Source organism: Mycoplana dimorpha, from assembly GCF_003046475.1.
GTDB lineage: Bacteria > Pseudomonadota > Alphaproteobacteria > Rhizobiales > Rhizobiaceae > Mycoplana > Mycoplana dimorpha.
The window spans coordinates 189,419-206,622 of the sequence record NZ_PZZZ01000006.1 but is presented as its reverse complement, the minus strand read 5'-3'; the positions used below and the strand labels follow the sequence as shown (position 1 = coordinate 206,622).

13 protein-coding genes are annotated in these 17,204 nt (G+C 66.5%); 8 read left to right on the top strand and 5 right to left on the bottom strand.

Annotated elements, in window-relative coordinates:
- Window positions 1-166: 166 nt before the first annotated feature.
- Both C7449_RS15635 and speB read right to left on the bottom strand, forming a co-directional pair.
- Window positions 167-1,255 (bottom strand): ABC transporter substrate-binding protein, encoded by a 1,089-nt coding sequence (locus C7449_RS15635; RefSeq protein WP_170115907.1) that lies wholly within the window; start codon window positions 1,253-1,255, stop codon window positions 167-169.
- A gap of 67 nt (window positions 1,256-1,322) precedes the next feature.
- The gene (speB, locus tag C7449_RS15630; protein ID WP_108003823.1) at window positions 1,323-2,381 is read right to left on the bottom strand and encodes an agmatinase; all 1,059 of its coding nucleotides are present in this window, start codon (window positions 2,379-2,381) and stop codon (window positions 1,323-1,325) included.
- Window positions 2,382-2,556: 175 nt separating this feature from the next.
- On the opposite strand from speB, the gene C7449_RS15625 reads away from it, so the two are divergent.
- The 7 genes from C7449_RS15625 (at window position 2,557) to C7449_RS15595 (ending at window position 12,511) form a co-directional block, all read left to right on the top strand.
- Window positions 2,557-3,579, top strand: a complete 1,023-nt coding sequence (locus C7449_RS15625) for a LysR substrate-binding domain-containing protein (RefSeq protein ID WP_108003822.1) — start codon at window positions 2,557-2,559, stop codon at window positions 3,577-3,579.
- A 27-nt stretch (window positions 3,580-3,606) separates the two neighbouring features.
- Window positions 3,607-4,782: an aminotransferase gene (locus tag C7449_RS15620; RefSeq protein ID WP_108003821.1), complete on the top strand. Its 1,176-nt coding sequence runs from the start codon at window positions 3,607-3,609 to the stop codon at window positions 4,780-4,782.
- A gap of 186 nt (window positions 4,783-4,968) precedes the next feature.
- On the top strand, window positions 4,969-5,436 hold the full coding sequence (locus C7449_RS15615; RefSeq protein WP_108003820.1) for a MarR family winged helix-turn-helix transcriptional regulator: 468 nt from the start codon (window positions 4,969-4,971) through the stop codon (window positions 5,434-5,436).
- A 299-nt stretch (window positions 5,437-5,735) separates the two neighbouring features.
- The gene (repA, locus tag C7449_RS15610) at window positions 5,736-6,983 is read left to right on the top strand and encodes a plasmid partitioning protein RepA (RefSeq protein WP_108003819.1); all 1,248 of its coding nucleotides are present in this window, start codon (window positions 5,736-5,738) and stop codon (window positions 6,981-6,983) included.
- 335 nt (window positions 6,984-7,318) lie between these two features.
- The gene (repC, locus tag C7449_RS15605; protein ID WP_108003818.1) at window positions 7,319-8,521 is read left to right on the top strand and encodes a plasmid replication protein RepC; all 1,203 of its coding nucleotides are present in this window, start codon (window positions 7,319-7,321) and stop codon (window positions 8,519-8,521) included.
- 249 nt (window positions 8,522-8,770) lie between these two features.
- Window positions 8,771-9,439, top strand: a complete 669-nt coding sequence (locus tag C7449_RS15600; RefSeq protein WP_108003817.1) for a TetR/AcrR family transcriptional regulator — start codon at window positions 8,771-8,773, stop codon at window positions 9,437-9,439.
- Window positions 9,440-9,604: 165 nt separating this feature from the next.
- Window positions 9,605-12,511, top strand: coding sequence for an aminotransferase (locus C7449_RS15595; protein WP_108003816.1), 2,907 nt, complete (start codon window positions 9,605-9,607; stop codon window positions 12,509-12,511).
- 182 nt (window positions 12,512-12,693) lie between these two features.
- On the opposite strand, the gene C7449_RS15590 is transcribed toward C7449_RS15595, so the two are convergent.
- The 3 genes from C7449_RS15590 to C7449_RS15580 form a co-directional block, all read right to left on the bottom strand.
- A complete protein-coding gene (locus C7449_RS15590; protein ID WP_108003815.1) occupies window positions 12,694-13,443 on the bottom strand; it encodes a methyltransferase family protein in 750 nt (249 codons plus the stop codon).
- 11 nt (window positions 13,444-13,454) lie between these two features.
- Window positions 13,455-14,216: a carboxy-S-adenosyl-L-methionine synthase CmoA gene (cmoA, locus tag C7449_RS15585; RefSeq protein ID WP_108003814.1), complete on the bottom strand. Its 762-nt coding sequence runs from the start codon at window positions 14,214-14,216 to the stop codon at window positions 13,455-13,457.
- Window positions 14,217-14,389: 173 nt separating this feature from the next.
- Window positions 14,390-14,824: a MerR family transcriptional regulator gene (locus tag C7449_RS15580; protein ID WP_108003813.1), complete on the bottom strand. Its 435-nt coding sequence runs from the start codon at window positions 14,822-14,824 to the stop codon at window positions 14,390-14,392.
- 66 nt (window positions 14,825-14,890) lie between these two features.
- On the opposite strand from C7449_RS15580, the gene C7449_RS15575 reads away from it, so the two are divergent.
- Window positions 14,891-17,194, top strand: a complete 2,304-nt coding sequence (locus C7449_RS15575; RefSeq protein WP_108003812.1) for a heavy metal translocating P-type ATPase — start codon at window positions 14,891-14,893, stop codon at window positions 17,192-17,194.
- Window positions 17,195-17,204: the final 10 nt, after the last annotated feature.

Here is a 17,204-nt window from a genome sequence, read left to right as displayed (position 1 = left end):
GACGCCTTGCGCCTTGTGCTTCCTCTTCTCCCCGCCGGAAGGAAGAACCTGGCCCGGCCAGGCGATAAGGGGAGCCAAGCAGGCAAGTCGCTGCAAAAGCCTCTTTGGGCCACCTTCTCCCCGAGGGGAAGAAGAGGCCGCGCCGGGGCGCGGCCGTTGTAGCCCCTTAGCCGACGATCAGCTCCGTCCACTTCTGGTTCAGCCAGTCGGACTTGGTCTGGTAGAGATCGTACCGCGGGATGATCGGCTCGATGTCGGACGAGACGGCGGCGAATTCCTTCTCGTTCAGGTCGAGCAGTTCGCGCTTGACGGTCGGCGCCGTTCCGACCTTGCGCGACAGCGTCGCCTGGATGGCCGGCTGGCACATGTAGTCGATGAAGACGTGGGCCTCTTCGACCTTCTTGGAGGCGCGCGACAGGGCCCAGCAACCGGAATCCTGGATGCCGCCTTCCTTCGGGAAGGTCGAGCGGACATGATGGCCATCGGCGGCGGCAAGGCCGGTGACGTCGTGGTAGTACTGGCCCATCGGAATCTCGCCCGACTTCAGCGCCTGTTCGAACTGTGCCTCGTCGCGATACCAGAGCGCCACGTTCGGCTTGACCTCGGCGAGCTTGTCGAAGGCCTTGAGGATGCCCTCCTCGGTGTCGAGCGCATTGGTGCCGCCCATGAAGGTCTTGGCCGTCACTTCCAACAGGAAGGAGTTGGAGACGAGCGCCAGCAGGCCGAGCTTGTTGGCGTTGGCCGGATCCCAGAACGCCTGCCACGAGGTCGGCGGCTCCTTGTAGACGTCGGTGTTGGTGACGAGCGTGATGTACCACGCCACCGCCCCGATGCCGGCAATCCGGCCGTCCGGATACTTGTTGACGAAGCGGTCGAGCAGGTTGCCGGCGTTCTTGATCTTGGCCGTGTCGAGCGGTGCCCAGAGCTCGGTCGCCTGGCCCTTCAGCATCGCCACCTGCGACATCATCGAGACGTCGGCCGGGGCCTGGCCGGCCTTGGCGGCCTGCTCGAGTTGTACGAGCCAGGCCTCGCCGGTCGGCTCGGCAACGGATTCGACCGCGATGCCGGTGGCCTTGGTGAATTCCGGGAAGATGTTCTTGTCGAAGGAATCCTTGAAGTAGCCGCCGTAGACGCCGACCTTCAGGGACTTTTCCTGGGCGCGCAGGATCGAGGGCATCGCCAAGAGCGATGCACCGGCCACGCCGGCGCCGAGCACACCGCGGCGGCTCACATTTGCGTTGAGGATGTCACGCATCGTCTTTCTCCAGTTTGCGCCGGCCGGTTGCATGCCGGCCCGGCTTGTTCCCACTTTATATTGTATGTCAGGCCGTTGCCGTGACGGAAGGGCTGAATACCATCAGGCTGAGTATTTCGAACAGCACCTGCGCGCCGGCATGCGCAGTGTTCGTGGTGGCGTCGTATTGCGGGGCGACCTCGACGACGTCGCCGCCGACCAGGTTGACGCCCTTCAGGCCGCGCAGCAGTTCCAGCACCTCGCGGGTGGTCAGGCCGCCGATCTCCGGCGTGCCGGTGCCGGGCGCGAAGCTCGGATCGAGGCTGTCGATGTCGAAGGAGAGATAGGTCGGGCCGTCGCCGACGACCTGCTTCGCCTTCTCGATGATCGCCGCAATGCCCATGCCGGTGACCTCCTCGGCGTGGATGACGGTCATGCCGGATTCGTAGGAGAACTCCCACAGATATTCGGAGGAGCCGCGGATGCCGATCTGGATCGTGCGGGTCGGGTCGAGCACGCCGTCGAGCACGGCGTTGCGGAACGGTCCGCCGTGGTGGAACTTGGTGCCGTCGAAGGCGCCGCCGGTGTCGCAATGGGCGTCGATGTGGATCATGCCGACCGGCTGCTTCTTGCCGACCGCCTTCATGATCGGGTGGGTGATCGAGTGGTCGCCGCCGACGGCGAGCGGGATGACGCCGGCGTCGACGATCTGGTTGAAGCGCTTCTCGATGTCCTCGTGGCTCATCTCCAGCCGGTAGCGGCTGCGGAACGGCACGTCGCCGATGTCGGCGACTCGCAGGTCGTGAACCGGCGCGCAGTCGAGCACGTGGTTATAGGGGCCGATGCGCTCGATCGTGCGCATCGCCCGCGGCCCGAAGCGCGAGCCGTTGCGGTTGGTGACGCCGAGGTCCATCGGCACGCCGGTGATGGCGACCTGGAGGTTGCCGAAGTCCGGATTCTCGGCGTCGACCGGCATGTGCGGTGCCGCCAGGAAGGTCGGCACGCCGGCATAGGGGGCGAGACGGGTGCCGCTCTTGGAGAAGATCTTGTCGGCGACGCGCCGGAAGGCCGGGTCGAAGATGTCGCCGCCGTGCCCCTCACCGAACTTGTCCCGCAGTGCCTGGAGCTTGCTATCGTCGAATGCCATTTTCCGCCTCGCTTTCCGAAATGCCGGGCGCACGGGGGGCTTCAAGTCAATCAGCGCTGCTCCCCCGGGCTTTTGCCCTTGTTGTCATCATTACGTAACAAAACGCCTGGAAAATCAATTGACATTGTTATAGCGTTTTCTGTGAGAAAAACTCACATGGAAAAGCGCTCCGCTCATGCCCAGCCGCCTGCCGCCCCTGAACCCGCTGCGCGCCTTCGAGGCGGCTGCGCGGCGCGGGTCGGTCTCGGCGGCGGCGCGCGAGCTCAACGTCACCCATGGCGCCATCAGCCACCAGATCCGCGCACTGGAAGAGGCCCTGGGCGTGACGCTGTTCGAGCGCAGCGGCAAGCGGCTGAAGCTGAGCTCGCAAGGCGCGCTGCTGCTGCCGGCCGTCAGCGAGGCGTTCGGCGGCATTGCCGCGGCGACGGCGCTGATGAGGCAGCCGGCGACCAGCGGTTCGCTGGCGGTCGGATGCGTGCCGGCGCTGCTTTCCTTCTGGCTCATTCCGCGGGTGAACCGCTTTACCGAGCAATATCCGGGCATCCGGCTGAGCCTGGTGGCCTCGAACGACCCGGCGCAGGTGCTGTCGCGCGAGGTCGATGTCGCCATTCTCTATGGGGACGGCAATTGGCCGGACTGCTGGACGCGGCTGTGGAGCCATCTGCGGCTGTTTCCGGTGGCGAGCCCGACGCTGCTCAACAGCAGGCCGCTGCGCTCGGTGCGCGACCTTGCCGACCATATGCTGCTGCACGGCGACCGGGACGGGCGGGAGTGGAACACCTGGTTTGCCGCCGCCGACGCCATCGACCTGCCGCGCGGGCCCCAGTTGTTCACCAGCGACGCACGACTGTCGACGGAAGCCGCCCTGCATGGCCAGGGTGTCGCGCTAGGTGACACCATCACCGCGGCGCAGCTGATCGCCCGCGGCGAACTTGTCGTTCCCTTCGATCTGACGGTTCCGGCCAACGACGCCTTCTATGTTGCCTGCCGGCACGAGGTGCGCGCCGCCCCGATCGCCCGGGTGTTCATCGACTGGCTGTTCACCTCGCTGGAGGAAGACAGCCGGCCCGAGCCGCAGACCTCGGCGCGGATGCTGTTGCGCGGTCGAAGCGCGCGTGCAATGGACGATGTCCAGCCGGTGTCCGCCTCCAGCGGGAAGGGCACGGCCATCTCACAGAAACGAAAAGCCCGCGGTTGACGCGGCCGCCCTCCAGAAGAGAACACCATGCCGAAATTCAATCCGTCCGTCGCAGATCTTGCCGCCCCACCGGTCCCGACCGTCTTTGCCTGGGGCCGAGCCTATGACGGCCGCCGCGGTCCGATGATCGACCTTTCGCAGGCGGTGCCCGGCTATCCGGCCCACCCCGATATGCTGCGACTGCTGAGCGAATATGCCGGCGCGAAAGCCTATACCGGCTACGGGCCGATCGAAGGCGAGGACGCGCTGCGCCGGGCCTATGGGGCGCACCTGGCGGCGGTCTACGGTGCGACGCTCGGGGCCGCGAACGTCCACATCACGTCCGGTTGCAACCAGGCCTTCGTCTGCGCGGCAATGGCCGTTGCCGGCGCCGGCGACACCGTGCTGATGACGGATCCGTACTATTTCAACCAGGAAACCACCCTGGCCATGCTGGGCGTGAAGGTGCGGCTGGCCGCCTGCGATCCCGAAAACGGCTTCCTGCCGGACCTCGCCGGGCTTGCGGCCGCGATCACGCCGGAGGTGCGGGCGCTGGCGCTCGTCTCGCCCAACAACCCGACCGGCGCCGTCTACCCGCCCGAGCTGCTTGCCAAGGTGTTCGACCTCTGCCGGGCGCGCGGCATCTGGCTGGTCCTCGACGAGACCTACCGCGATTTCCTGCCCGACGGCGGCGTGCGCCCGCACGGACTGTTCGACAAGCCGGACTGGCAGGAGGTGCTGATCAGTCTCTACAGCTTCTCCAAGTCGTTCTGCATTCCCGGCCACCGGCTCGGCGCCATCGCCGCCGGACCGGCGGTTGTAGAGCAGGTGGCGAAGATCATGGACAACATCCAGATCTGCCCGCCGCGCTCCGCCCAGGCTGCCGTCGCAGAGGCGCTGCCGCTGCTGGCTGGATGGCGGGAGGAGAACCGGCTGGAGATCGCGGCGCGCGCCACGACACTCAAGGAGACGATGGCGGGCCTGAACGGCTGGTCGATCGGCGCGGTCGGCGCTTATTTCGCCTTTGTCCGCCATCCCTTCGCCGGCACGCCCTCGGCGGCGGTCGCCGAACGGCTGGCCAAGGAAGCGGGGGTGCTGTGCCTGCCCGGCAGCTACTTCGGCCCGGGCCAGGAATCCTACCTGCGCTTTGCCTTCGCCAATGCCGACCGGGCGACGATCAGTCGTCTGCGTGAGCGGCTGCAAGGCTTTGGCACGATTGGCTGAGGTGTTCTGCCGTGAGCCGGACTCGCGGTATGGTTGCTGACGAAAAGGCGGAGGCACGTCCTCCATCGGGCATATAAAAATAATACTATTTGCCCCCTCTGCTGCCCCCGGTTGCCCGGCTTTTGCATATTGCCAAACTGTGCAATTCGGGGGAGCCTCGCTGGGATAACGGCGAACTGGGGCGCCATGATGAATTTTGCGGGGACGCTGGAGCCGGTACATCGGCAATCACTCGACGCTTCGTCGATCGACGGCAGTGTCATCTTCCAGATCCGGCGGACGCAGTCGCTGCTGGCGCGTCGCTTCAACTCCCGCTTTTCGAGCTTCGAGCTGCGGCCCGGCGAGTACGGCATCCTGCTTCTGATCGCAACCAATCCGGGCCGCAAGCAGACCGAAATCGCCGAGGCGCTCGGCGTGCAGCGGGCCAACTTCGTGCCGCTGATCAACGCGCTCGAGCGCCGGCAGTTGACCGAGCGGCGGCCCTCCTCGCAGGATAGGCGTTCCAACGCCCTTTACCTGACGCCTTTCGGGGAAGATTTCGTCGAGGAGATCTATCGCGCCGCGTCGAGTTTCGAGGCGGAATGCACCGCCCGGCTGGGTGGGAAAAAGGCGCGCGAGGCGTTTCTGGCGCTTCTGGCTCGGCTGGCGATATGAGCCTGCCGGCCCTCCGCCGCCGGCTGCGGCCGCGGTAAGTTGCGGAAATGATTCTGTTTCCAACCATCCTGTTAAGCTTCCGTGAACCACAAACGCCTTGACGCCGATCGGGAATCGTCCCACCGTCCCTAACGGAAAATGACGACCGATCCGGTTTTTGCCGTTACCCGGTAAATTTCCTGTTAGATCGGACGGACGACGTAGGCGCGTAAAAAATTTGCCGCGCGTCGTCCCCGCCTCCTGCCGGCGCGGTAAACTGGCTGTTCGAGCGTGGCCCGATCGGGCGAGGAAGGATACGGATGGCGATGGCGCCGGAGAGAACAGAACGGGCTGAACCGGCCGCCGACGAGGCGATCGCGGCGGACGCCCGCGTTCTGTCGGCGCAGCTAAAGGCGATGCGCGAGCGCTTCTTCCCGCCGGCGGCGAAGAAGGCGTTGCGCAGCTTCACCTCAGGCGAAGCGGCACGGCTGATCGGGGTTTCCGACGGCTACCTGCGGCAGCTTTCGCTGGCCGGAGAGGGTCCGCAGCCGCAAACCGGACCGGGCGGCCGGCGTTTTTATTCGCTGACCGACATCAATGCGCTCCGGGCCCATCTCGCCGACCAGGCGCTTGCCAAGGGCAATCTCGCCAAGGCGCGCGGCTACCGCAAATGGCGCGACCGCGCCCGCGGCGAGCACCTGCAGGTCATCGCCGTCACCAACTTCAAGGGCGGCTCCGGCAAGACGACATCGGCGGCCCACCTGGCGCAGTACCTGGCGCTCGCCGGCTATCGGGTGCTGGCCGTCGACCTCGACCCGCAGGCCTCGCTGTCGGCGCTGTTCGGCTACCAGCCCGAGCTCGACCTCGACGGCAACGATACGCTCTACGGCGCGATCCGCTACGACGCGGAGGCGCGGCCGCTTCGGGAGATCATCCGCAAGACCTATTTCGACGGGCTCGATCTCGTCCCCGGCAACCTCGAGCTCCAGGAATTCGAGCATGTCACGCCACGGGCGCTGGCCAACCGCCAGGCCGGTGCGCCGGGGCAGCCGCTGTTTTTCGCCCGCGTGCACGCGGCACTGCGCACAGTCGAGGACGACTATGACGTCGTCGTGCTCGATTGCCCGCCGCAGCTCGGCTATCTCACCCTCTCGGCGCTCTGCGCCTCGACCTCGGTGATCGTCACCGTCCATCCGCAGATGCTCGACGTCGCGTCGATGAACCAGTTCCTGTTCATGACCTCGGACCTGCTGTCGGTGGTGCGCGAGGCAGGCGGGCGGCTGAATTTCGATTTCCTGCGCTACCTCGTGACCCGCTTCGAGCCGAATGACGGGCCGCAGGCGCAGATCGTCGGGCTGATGCGATCGCTGTTCGCCGACCGGGTGCTGACCGCCCCGATGGTGAAGTCGACCGCTGTCGCGGACGCAGGCCTCACGAAGGAGACGCTCTACGAGGTCGGCCGCGAGAATTTTACCCGCGCCACCTACGACCGGGCGATGGAGAGCATGAACGCCGTCAACGCCGAGATCGAGGCCCTGGTGCTCCAGGCCTGGGGGCGCAGCGGCTGACACAGAATTCCGGCCGGGCCGAACGCCTTGCCGGGGACGATGGAAACGAAACGGGAAAGGATCGAAGCAAGAAAAAAGGCCTCCAAAACGTCGCCATTCCGGAAGCCCTCTTCAATGTAGCAGTTCGAGAGAATCACTTCCGACATTCAAAGTCAAGAGTCCGCGTCGGTTTTGCCGTTCGCGGAACGGGAACCTTTTGTCTGCCGTTTTGAGCGGCGCGACGAAGAACGCTCCAATTTCAAGGAGTTGGAGCCTACCCGTGCGTTCGGTGTGAACGCGCGACGACTTTGTCATGACGTCGAGGTCCGGCCTCTTGCCTCCTTGAGGGGACGACCATGATGGAGAGACTGGCAACGACGCCTTTCGGCGGCGGCAGGATGACTGCGCGCGTCTTCGCGATGCAGAAGCAGGTTGCGCAGGCCCAGGCGAAGCTTGCGGCCGATGCGGGCGGCAACGACACCGGCACGGCGGACAAATGGCAGCTCATCCGGGCGCTGACCGAGGCGCGTGCGGCCTATGGGCTGTCTGACCGCACCATTGCGGTGCTCGAGGCGCTGCTGACCTTCCACCCGGACAAGGTCCTCGACGGTCGCGCGCCGATCATCGTCTTTCCGTCGAACGCTGAGCTGTCGGTGCGCTCGCGCGGCATGGCACCGGCCACGCTGCGGCGGCATCTGGCGCAGCTGATGGACGCCGGCCTGCTGTTTCGCCGCGACAGCCCCAACGGCAAGCGCTACTGCCGGCGCGACGAGCGTGGCGTCGTCGAGGAGGCGTTCGGCTTCGACCTGGCACCACTGGCGCTGATGGCGAGCGCGATCCACGAGAAGGCGGAGGCGGCCCGGGCCGAGGCCAGGCGTCAGCAGGCCCTGCGGGCCGAGGTGACGCTGCACCTTCGCGACGTCGCCAAGATCGTCGAGGCGGCGATCTCGGAAGGGCGCTCCGGCCCGTGGGCGGATCACCAGCTCTCGCTGGCAGGCCTGTCCGGACGGCTGGGCCGGTCGGCCTCTGCCGAGGTGTTGGAAACGCGCAGGGTCGGGCTGCTGGCACTGCGCCGAAAGGTGGAGGACGACTACCTGAAGTCGCTCTCAGACGAAGAAATGAGCGCCAATGACGTCCAAAACGAGCGCCATATTCAGAATTCAAATGCAGAGCCCACTTTTGAATTAAACGGCCATGACACCAACCAGGCGGAGCCGCCGGCGGAAGGAGCCGCACCGGAGCGGAAGGCGTTGGCGATCAGCCTGAAGCGGGTGCTGGCCGCCTGCCCTGAAATCCGCAGCTACGCCAAGGACGGGATTGGCACCTGGGCGGAGCTGGTCAAGACCGCCGCGCTGGTCCGCTCGATGCTCGGCATTTCGCCGGATGCCTACCAGAAGGCCCGCGCGGCGATGGGCGACGGCACGGCAGCTGTGGTGATCGCCGCCATTCTCGAACGATCCGACCAGATCCGCTCGCCGGGAGGCTACCTGCGGGAGCTGACCCGCAAGGCCGAGGCCGGCAAATTCTCGGTTCTGCCGATGATCAAGGCGCTGGAGTAGGAGTGGCCGGCGCGTTTCTGCCGTCGGTCGCCGGCCACAGGCGCGCCTTGGCGGGCGCCGAGGTTGCGAACGACCCAATGCGGGAGCCGGGCGGGAATAATTCCTTAAGCTGGAACTGATTTGGTGAGAGAATGGTTGGCAGATCGGGGAGTACAGCGGCGGGTCTTTGCGCCGCGGTTTTCCTGTGGGCGTCCGGCGGGACGCACCGTGCTCGCGGATCGCAACCTGAGACCAGGAAGGACGAGCGGCATGTCGGCGACGGACGTCGATGATCTGGAGCAGCGCTTGCGGCGCAGGCCCAAGCAGGAACGCAGTCGCGAGCGGGTCGAGGAGATCCTGCGGGTCGCAAAGACCCTGATCGGCGAGAAGGGCATCGACGGCATGACGATGCGCGAGGTGGCGCTGCTGACCGGCGGCCCGATCGCCTCAGTCTACCAGTATTTCCCGAACAAGTCGGCAATCATCGCCATGCTCTACGAGCAGCATGCCGCCAACACTCGCGGCGGCATCGAGGCGAGCCTCGCCGGCGTCCGTGACCTGGCCGGGGTGCGCGATGCGGCCGATGCGATCCTCGACGGCTATTACCTGCAGGTCGCCGGCGATCCGGCCATCCAGGACCTCCTGAACGCCATCCAGGCCGACAAGGAACTGCAGAACATGGACATTGCCGAGACGCGGCGGCAGGCGGAGATGTTCGGCGCGATGGCGTCACATCTCGTGGCCGAAGCCGACCGCGAACGCTTCGGCCGGCTGGTCTTCCTGCTCTTCCACCTCGCCAGCGGCATGGTGCGGCTGGCAATCACCCTGCCCGCCGCGGAAGCCGAGATGATGCTGGTCGATTTCAAGCAGATCATCCATGGGCAGCTGGCGAGCTTCCGGGCCGCCGACACATCGGCCGGCAACGGCAAGAGCCCGTGAGCTTTTCCCCCCGGCTGTCGCTCTGCCGGCGGCCGATCGCATCCCGATGCGCGCAGCCTTCGCCGTGGACAAGCAACGGTTACACCATTGACGCTCCCGAAGCGAACGGGGCAATCCTAGGCGCCAAGGGAACGGACCATCAGGCGACTGCCGGGAGTACATGACATGCTGCAAGAGAGCGCGATCGGGCGCGCAGAGCTGCCGAGGCCGAACGTGTCCGTCGCGGACGCACAGGCGATTTTCCGCGATCACTACGGCCTTGTCGGCGATATTGTCGAGCTGGGCAGCCAGCAGGACCGAAATTTTCGCATCCGTGCGGGCGGCAAGCGTCATGTCCTGAAGATCTGTCACGCCGAATACCGGCGCATCGAACTCGAGGCGCAGAATGCCGCGATGAAGCACCTGGCCGGATTGGCCTCCATGCCCCTGGTGCCGAGGGCGATCGCGGCAGGCTCCGGCGAGACCATCCTGTCGATCGACATCAACGGCCAACCCTGTCATGCGCGCCTGCTCGATTATCTCGATGGCGAACCGCTGACCCGTCGCAAGTTCCTGCCGGAAATCACCGTGGCGGCACTCGGCCAGGTTTGCGGCCGGGTGGCGAAGGGACTGGACAGCTTCGATCACGGAGGACTCGACCGACAGATCCAGTGGGACCTCCGGCAGGCACGGCCGGTCGCCACGGCGCTGCTCTCCGCCTTGCCGGACGAACGGGCGGCGGCGCGCATTGCCGCTGCGCTGGATGAGGCGGAACGCCATATCGCTCCGCTCCGTGCCGGGCTGCGCGTCCAGGCGATCCATCACGACATCACAGACGACAATGTCGTTGCCACGCCGGATGCCGACGGCAATCCGATCCCGCGCGGCGTCATCGATTTCGGCGACCTGACGCGCGGCTGGCTGGTGGCGGACCTTGCCGTTTGCTGTTCGGCCTTGCTGCACCACGCCGCAGATCCGTTCGTTGCCCTGCCGGCGATACGGGCCTTCCATGCCGAGCATCCGCTCAACGAGGCTGAACTCAAGGCGCTCTGGTCGCTCGTCGTGCAGCGGGCCTGCGTGCTCGTCGCCAGCGGTGAAAATCAGCTGGCGCTCGAGCCGGACAACGCATATGCGGCCGGCAATATCGCGCATGAACGGGCGATTTTCGAGGTGGCGACCAGCCTGCCGATTTCCGTCATGCAGGCGGCGGTCCTGGAAGCGGTCGGCAAGGCCGACGACCGGCCACTGCCGGCGATGGAGCCTCTTCTGCCGGATGTCGCGCCTAAGTCGTTCCGTCCGGTGCGACTGGACGCGCTGAGCCCGCTGTTCGAAGGCGGCAACTGGTCCGACGAGGGCATCGAGGTGAGATTGCTGCGGGAGGCGGCGGCCGAAACCGGCGCCGCAATCAGCCGCTATGGCGAATACCGCCTGTCGCGCACCCGGCACCATTCGGCGACGGCACCCGAGACCTTTGCCCTTTGCATCGAGGCGCAGGTTCCGGCCGGTTCCCGCGTGGTCGCACCGTTCGCCGGAATCGTCTCGATGGAAGACGGCGGGATGCGCATCGACGGCGAACACGTCTGCCTGCTGATCGACGGCATGGAGCGGACGCATGGCGAAGAGCGCACCGGCGCCGGCGAGACGATCGGCCGGGTTGCCGCTTCCGGCCGGTTGCGGGTGCAGTTCTGCCGCGAAAAGGGCCTGACGCCGCCGCCGTTCGTCATGCCGCATCAGGCCGGCGCCTGGTCGGTCGTCTGCCCGTCGCCGTCGGGGCTGTTCGGCGGCGATTTCGACGCGCCTGAACCGGCGGGCGAAGCGCTTCTGGAAATCCGGCAGGCGCATTTCGCCAGACCGCAGAAGAATTATTACCAGCGGCCGCCGCAGATCGAGCGCGGCTATCGCGAGCAGATGTATGGGATGGACGGCCGAAGCTATCTCGACATGGTCAACAATGTCGCGATCCTCGGCCATGGCCACGAAAAACTTGCCGCCGCGGTCGGTCGGCAGTGGTCGCTGCTGAACACCAATTCGCGTTTCCATTACGCCGGCGTTGCGGAGTTCTCCAGGCGCCTCGCCGATCTCGCGCCCGACGGGCTAGACACGGTGTTTCTGGTCAATTCCGGCTCCGAGGCGAACGACCTGGCGCTGCGGCTCGCCTGGGCCCATTCCGGCGCCCGCAACATCATCAGCCTCCTCGAGGCCTATCATGGCTGGACCGTGGCGAGCGATGCCGTCTCCACCTCGATCGCCGACAATCCGCAGGCGCTGACGACGCGGCCGGCCTGGGTGCATGCCGTCACCGCGCCCAACACCTATCGGGGGCCGCATCGCGGCCCGGATTCGGCGGCCGGCTACATTGCCGATGTCGAGGCGGCGCTGGCCAGGATCGAGGCCAGCGGCGAACGGCTCGGCGGCTTCATCGCCGAAAGCGTCTACGGCAATGCCGGCGGCATCCCGCTGCCAAGAGGGTATCTTCAGGAAGTGTACCGGCTTGTGCGGGAACGCGGCGGCGTGACGATCGCCGACGAGGTTCAGGTCGGCTATGGCCGGCTCGGCCACTATTTCTGGGGTTTTGAGGAACAGGGCGTGGTGCCGGACATCATCACCATCGCCAAGGGCATGGGCAACGGCCATCCGCTCGGCGCCGTGATCACCTCGCGGGCGATCGCCGATTCACTGGAGAAGGAGGGTTATTTCTTCTCCTCCGCCGGCGGCAGCCCGGTGTCCTGCACGGTCGGCATGGCTGTGCTCGATGCGATGCGTGACGAGAAGCTGCAGGAAAACGCCCGCATCGTCGGCGATCACCTCAGGCGCCGGCTCGAGGCGCTCGGCGAGCGCTTCCCAATCGTCGGCGCGGTGCATGGCATGGGCCTCTATCTCGGCCTCGAGTTCGTTCGTGACCGCGACACGCTGGAACCGGCCACGCAGGAGACGGCGGCCATTTGCAACCGGCTTCTCGACCTCGGCGTCATCATGCAGCCGACCGGCGATCACCTCAACGTGCTGAAGATCAAGCCGCCGCTTTGCCTCTCGCCGCAGAGTGCGGATTTCTTTGCGGACATGCTGGAACGGGTCCTGGAAGAAGGCTGGTAGGGGCGTCGGGGCCGGAAGACTTCGGCCCGGCGCGGCCCGCCGAGTGACCGGGGTCGGGTTGGCAAAGCCGCCGTGCAGGACATTTCCTGCTGGCGGCAGCCAATCCCTTTTACCTGTCCTTCTGACGGCTTGCGGGAGGATTGTCGCCCCCCAGCCTGACGGGCTCGATGGCGCCGCAAAGCTCAGTTCAGTGGTTTCGGCTGACGAAGGGCGCCGCGCCGCTTCATCAGGCTCAAGGCCGCCGTCGCGACGCCGACGGTGGCGAGCAGTACGCCCAGCACCGACAGGTGCGGGAGGCTCTGGGGGAGGTTGCCATCGCGGAGCAAACGGTAGACCTCGATGCCCAGCAGCGTGATCAGCGCGGCCGAGACGGTGGAATAGTCCTTGCGGACGACGCGGCGCACATTGAAGACGAGGCCTTCCGTCGAATGGCGGAAATTGGAGAACCGCAGCACCCAGCGCGGTACGTCGCGGCAATAGGCGCGATAGGCGTCCGCGAACTTCTTCTCGAGGAAATTCTCCTCGGCCAGCACGATGCACTGGTAGATGAAGGCGAAGAGGCCGATACCGAGCACCACCACCAGCGGGTTGCCATGGAACAGGAAGAAACCGGAATAGAGCAGCATGTTGCCGACATAGAGCGGGTTGCGGCAGACGCCGAACATGCCTTCCGTGACGAGGTCCTTGGCATAGACGCGCTTGTTCAGCCCGCCGCGCTGGATGTAGGCATAGCCGATGACGGTGGCCCGGAGCGCCAGGCCGGCGAGCACCAGCAGCACGGCGGCAATGTCCTTGGCGTGTTCGAACCCGGCGCTGCGCGACAGGGGCGCGGAGGGCGGCGCCAAAAGCATCATCGCCACGACGATGACGGGAAAGGCCTTGTTCCGGTACTTGAAGAAGAAATTGCCGATGCCGACCATGGCTGCGGTCATGATTTACCTGCTTATTTGACGGCGATGATGCCGCAGAAGTTATACCAGCGGAAGAAGATCTCGACGGTGCGGAAACCGGCTTCCTTCAGAAGCTGGATGTTTTCTTCCAGCCGGTAGGGGATCAGCACGTTTTCCAGCGCCTCGCGCTTCTTGGAGATCTCGATCTCGGAATAACCGTTGCGCCGCTTGAAGTCGTAATAGTGCTCGATGAACAGGCGGTTGAACGTGGTGTCCTCGCTCGTCAGCTTCTCGATCAGCAGAAGGCAGCCCTGGTCGGTCAGGCCGCCATAAATCGCCTTCATCACCCGCTCGCGATAGAGGGGGCGAACGAACTGCAGCGTCAGAAGCATGGTCGCGACGCTGGCGTTCTCCATCTGGAAGCCGCGGTTGAGGTCGGCCACCTTGAGTTCGATCGGCCGGTTCGTGTTGGCGGCCCGGATCTTCTGCGCGGCCTTTTCCAGCATATCCGGAGCGTTGTCGATGCCGATGAAATGGACGTCCGGGTGGATAGCTCCGTCGAGCGCCAGAAGCGTCGTTGCGGTCGAGCAGCCGATGTCAACGAGATTGGTCTGGGGCTGGGCGAAATCGGCGGCCAGCTCGCAGACCATCCGCTGCATCTCTTCGTAATAGGGAACGGAGCGGCTGACCATGTCGTCAAAGACGCTGGCCACGTTGGCGTTGAAGGCGAAGTCGCCGACCGGAAGATCCTCGCGGGCGAAGACCTGGTCCTTGCGCTCGATGCGCAGCGGCAGTGGTGTTGCTATGTCGGCCATTTGCTTTTCTCCCGGGTCGGCAGGCAAGGCAAGAGGCATCCGATTCGCCCCCTCGCAACTCGGCCGGAAACCAACACGGGATGCTGACAGCCACCTGAACGCCGGCGCACCGGGGGGAACCTGACTCTAACGCAACTTATTGGTTTGCGCAGCAAATATTAGCGAGGCGGCTATTAGCGAGGCGGCCGATGGTGACGTTCGCAGGCGCCGCACTGGGCCAGGGTCTCGATCACCTTGCAATCGGCGATGGTGCCGTGGCTGCAGCTCGAAAGGGTGCGCTCGAGCTCGGCCTCGAGCAGCTTCAGCCGGGCGATCCGCTGGCGCACATCGTCGAGCTGGCGCCTGGCGATGGCGTCGGCTTCCACGCAGGGTTGTTCTGGATGGGCGGAAAGCTCGATCAGCTGGCGCACCGCCTCGATCGACAGGCCGAGATCGCGGGCGTGCAGGATGAACACCAGCCTGTCATAGTGACGGGCGGTGTAGCGGCGCTGGTTGCCCGCGTTGCGCTCCGGTTCCGGCAGCAGCCCAATCGATTCGTAGTAGCGGATCGTCTCGACCTTCGAACCGCTAGCCTCGGCGAGCTTGCCGATCGAAAAGACGCGTTCCATGGACATTCCTGCTTGAAGCTATAGTTACTAGAGGAATTATAGGTGGTGCAAATCGGGAGATTTGCAATGGACGAACACCTTCACGCACACGCGCCGGACGGCGCGACGGGCAAGCAGGCCGGACGCTGCGAGGCCGATCCGGATGGCCGCGCCCACGCCCACGCCCACGGCCATGACCATGCGCGCGGGGCCGCCTGTGCAACGGCGGACGGTGCGGCCGGAGAGCATGCGGCCCCGGAACCCGGCGACGGCTATCGCCACTTCCGCGTCTCTGGGATGGACTGCGCCAGCTGCGCCAACACCATCCGCACCGCCGTCGGCGGCATGGCCGGCGTCTCGGACGTCCGGGTGTCGATCGGGCGCGAGAGGATGTTCGTGGCGTTCGCCGATGGCAGGACCTCGCCGGAGGCGGTGCGCGAGCGGGTGCAAGGCCTCGGTTACGGTGTCGAACTGCTCAAGGACGACGCCCCTGCCTCACGCCCGGCCCGCCTTGCCTGGTGGCGGACACGCAAGGGCCTGCATGCGATCATCGGCGGGCTTGCCACGGCCGGCGCCTTTGCCGCGGGCCGGCTGTCGCCGGAGCTCGGCCATTACCTGTTCGTCGCCGCAGCGATCCTGCTCGCCCTGCCGATTGCGCGCCGCGCCCTTGCTGCTGCGGCAGCCGGCGCGCCCTTCACCATCGAGATGCTGATGACCGTCGCCGTCATCGGTGCGGTGATCATCGGCGAGCCGGCCGAAGCGACGGTAGTCGTCTTCCTGTTTGCAACCGGCGAGGTGCTGGAGGGCTACGCGGCCGGCCGGGCCCGTGCCGGCATCGAGGCGCTTGCTTCGCTCGTCCCCAACCGCGCCTTGGTCGAGGAGAACGGCACGTTGCGCGAAATTCCCGCTTCCGCGATCCGGCCACGCCAGATCGTCGTGGCGCGGCCCGGCGACCATGTCGCAGCCGACGGGACCGTGGTCGAGGGCCGTGCCCATCTCGACCAGTCGGCGATCACCGGCGAGAGCGTTCCGGTCTCGCGTGGTCCGGGCGAAACCGTCTTTGCCGGTTCCGTCGCCATCGACGCGGCGCTGAAGATCCGCGCCGAGCGGACCGCCGCCGACAACACGATCGCCCGCATCGTGGCGCTGGTGGAAGAGGCGCAGGACGCCAAGGCGCCGGCCGAACGCTTCATCGACGCCTTTTCGCGCGTCTACACGCCGCTTGTCGCCGCGCTTGCGGTTCTCGTCGCCACAATCCCGCCGCTCGTCTTCGACGGCGCCTGGGAAACCTGGATCTATCGCGGGCTGGCGCTGCTTCTGATCGGCTGCCCCTGCGCGCTGGTCATCTCCGTGCCGGCGGCGATCGCCTCGGCGCTCTCGTCCGCGGCGCGCGCCGGCATCCTCGTCAAGGGCGGCATCGTGCTGGAGACGCTGGCGAAAGCCGATCTCGTCGCCTTCGACAAGACCGGCACGCTCACCAGGGGCCGCCCGGCGGTGACGGCCATCCATGCGGTCGAAGGCAGCGAGGACCGGCTGCTGGCGCTTGCCGCGGCGGTCGAGACCGGCTCGAGCCATCCGCTTGCCGAGGCCGTGCTGGCCGAGGCGCGCCGGCGCGATCTCGCTCCGGTGCTGGCGACCGGGGTCAAGGCGATTGCCGGCCGCGGCGTGACCGGTCGGGCGGAGGGTCGAAAGATCTTCATCGGCGCGCCGCGCTTTGCCGCCGAGGAAGGCACGATCGGGCCGGAGCTGGCCGCGCGGATCGATGACTTCGAGCAAGCCGGCAACACGGTCGCCGTCGTGGTCGCCGATGGCGCGGGCATCGGCGCGATCGCGCTGCGCGACGAGCCGCGCGAGGATGCCCGGCAGGGCATCGCGGCGCTGAAGGCGCTCGGCGTCGAGACGATGATGCTCTCCGGCGACAATCCGGTGACCGCCGCGGCGATCGGCCGGACGCTTGCGATCGACGACGCCCGTGGCGGGCTGCTGCCGGCGGAGAAGGTCGAGGCGCTGCGGGGGCTGTCGCAGGAGCGGCGCACGGTGATGGTCGGTGACGGCATCAACGACGCCGCGGCGCTGGCTGCGGCCAGCGTCGGCATGGCGATGGGCTCGGGCACCGGGCTGGCGCGCGAGACCGCCGGCGTGGCGCTGATGGGCAACCGCGTGCTGGACGTCGCCCGCGCCATCGCGCTCGGCCGGGCGACGATGGCGAACATCCGCCAGAACGTCACGATCGCCATCGGCCTGAAGGCGGTCTTCCTCGTCACCACCGTTCTCGGCGCGACCGGCCTGTGGATCGCCGTCTTCGCCGATACTGGCGCCACCGTGCTGGTGACGCTGAACGCCATGCGGCTGCTGCTGCCGTCGGCGGGAGCGGCCGGCGGGCGCGCCTAGCCTCGATCGC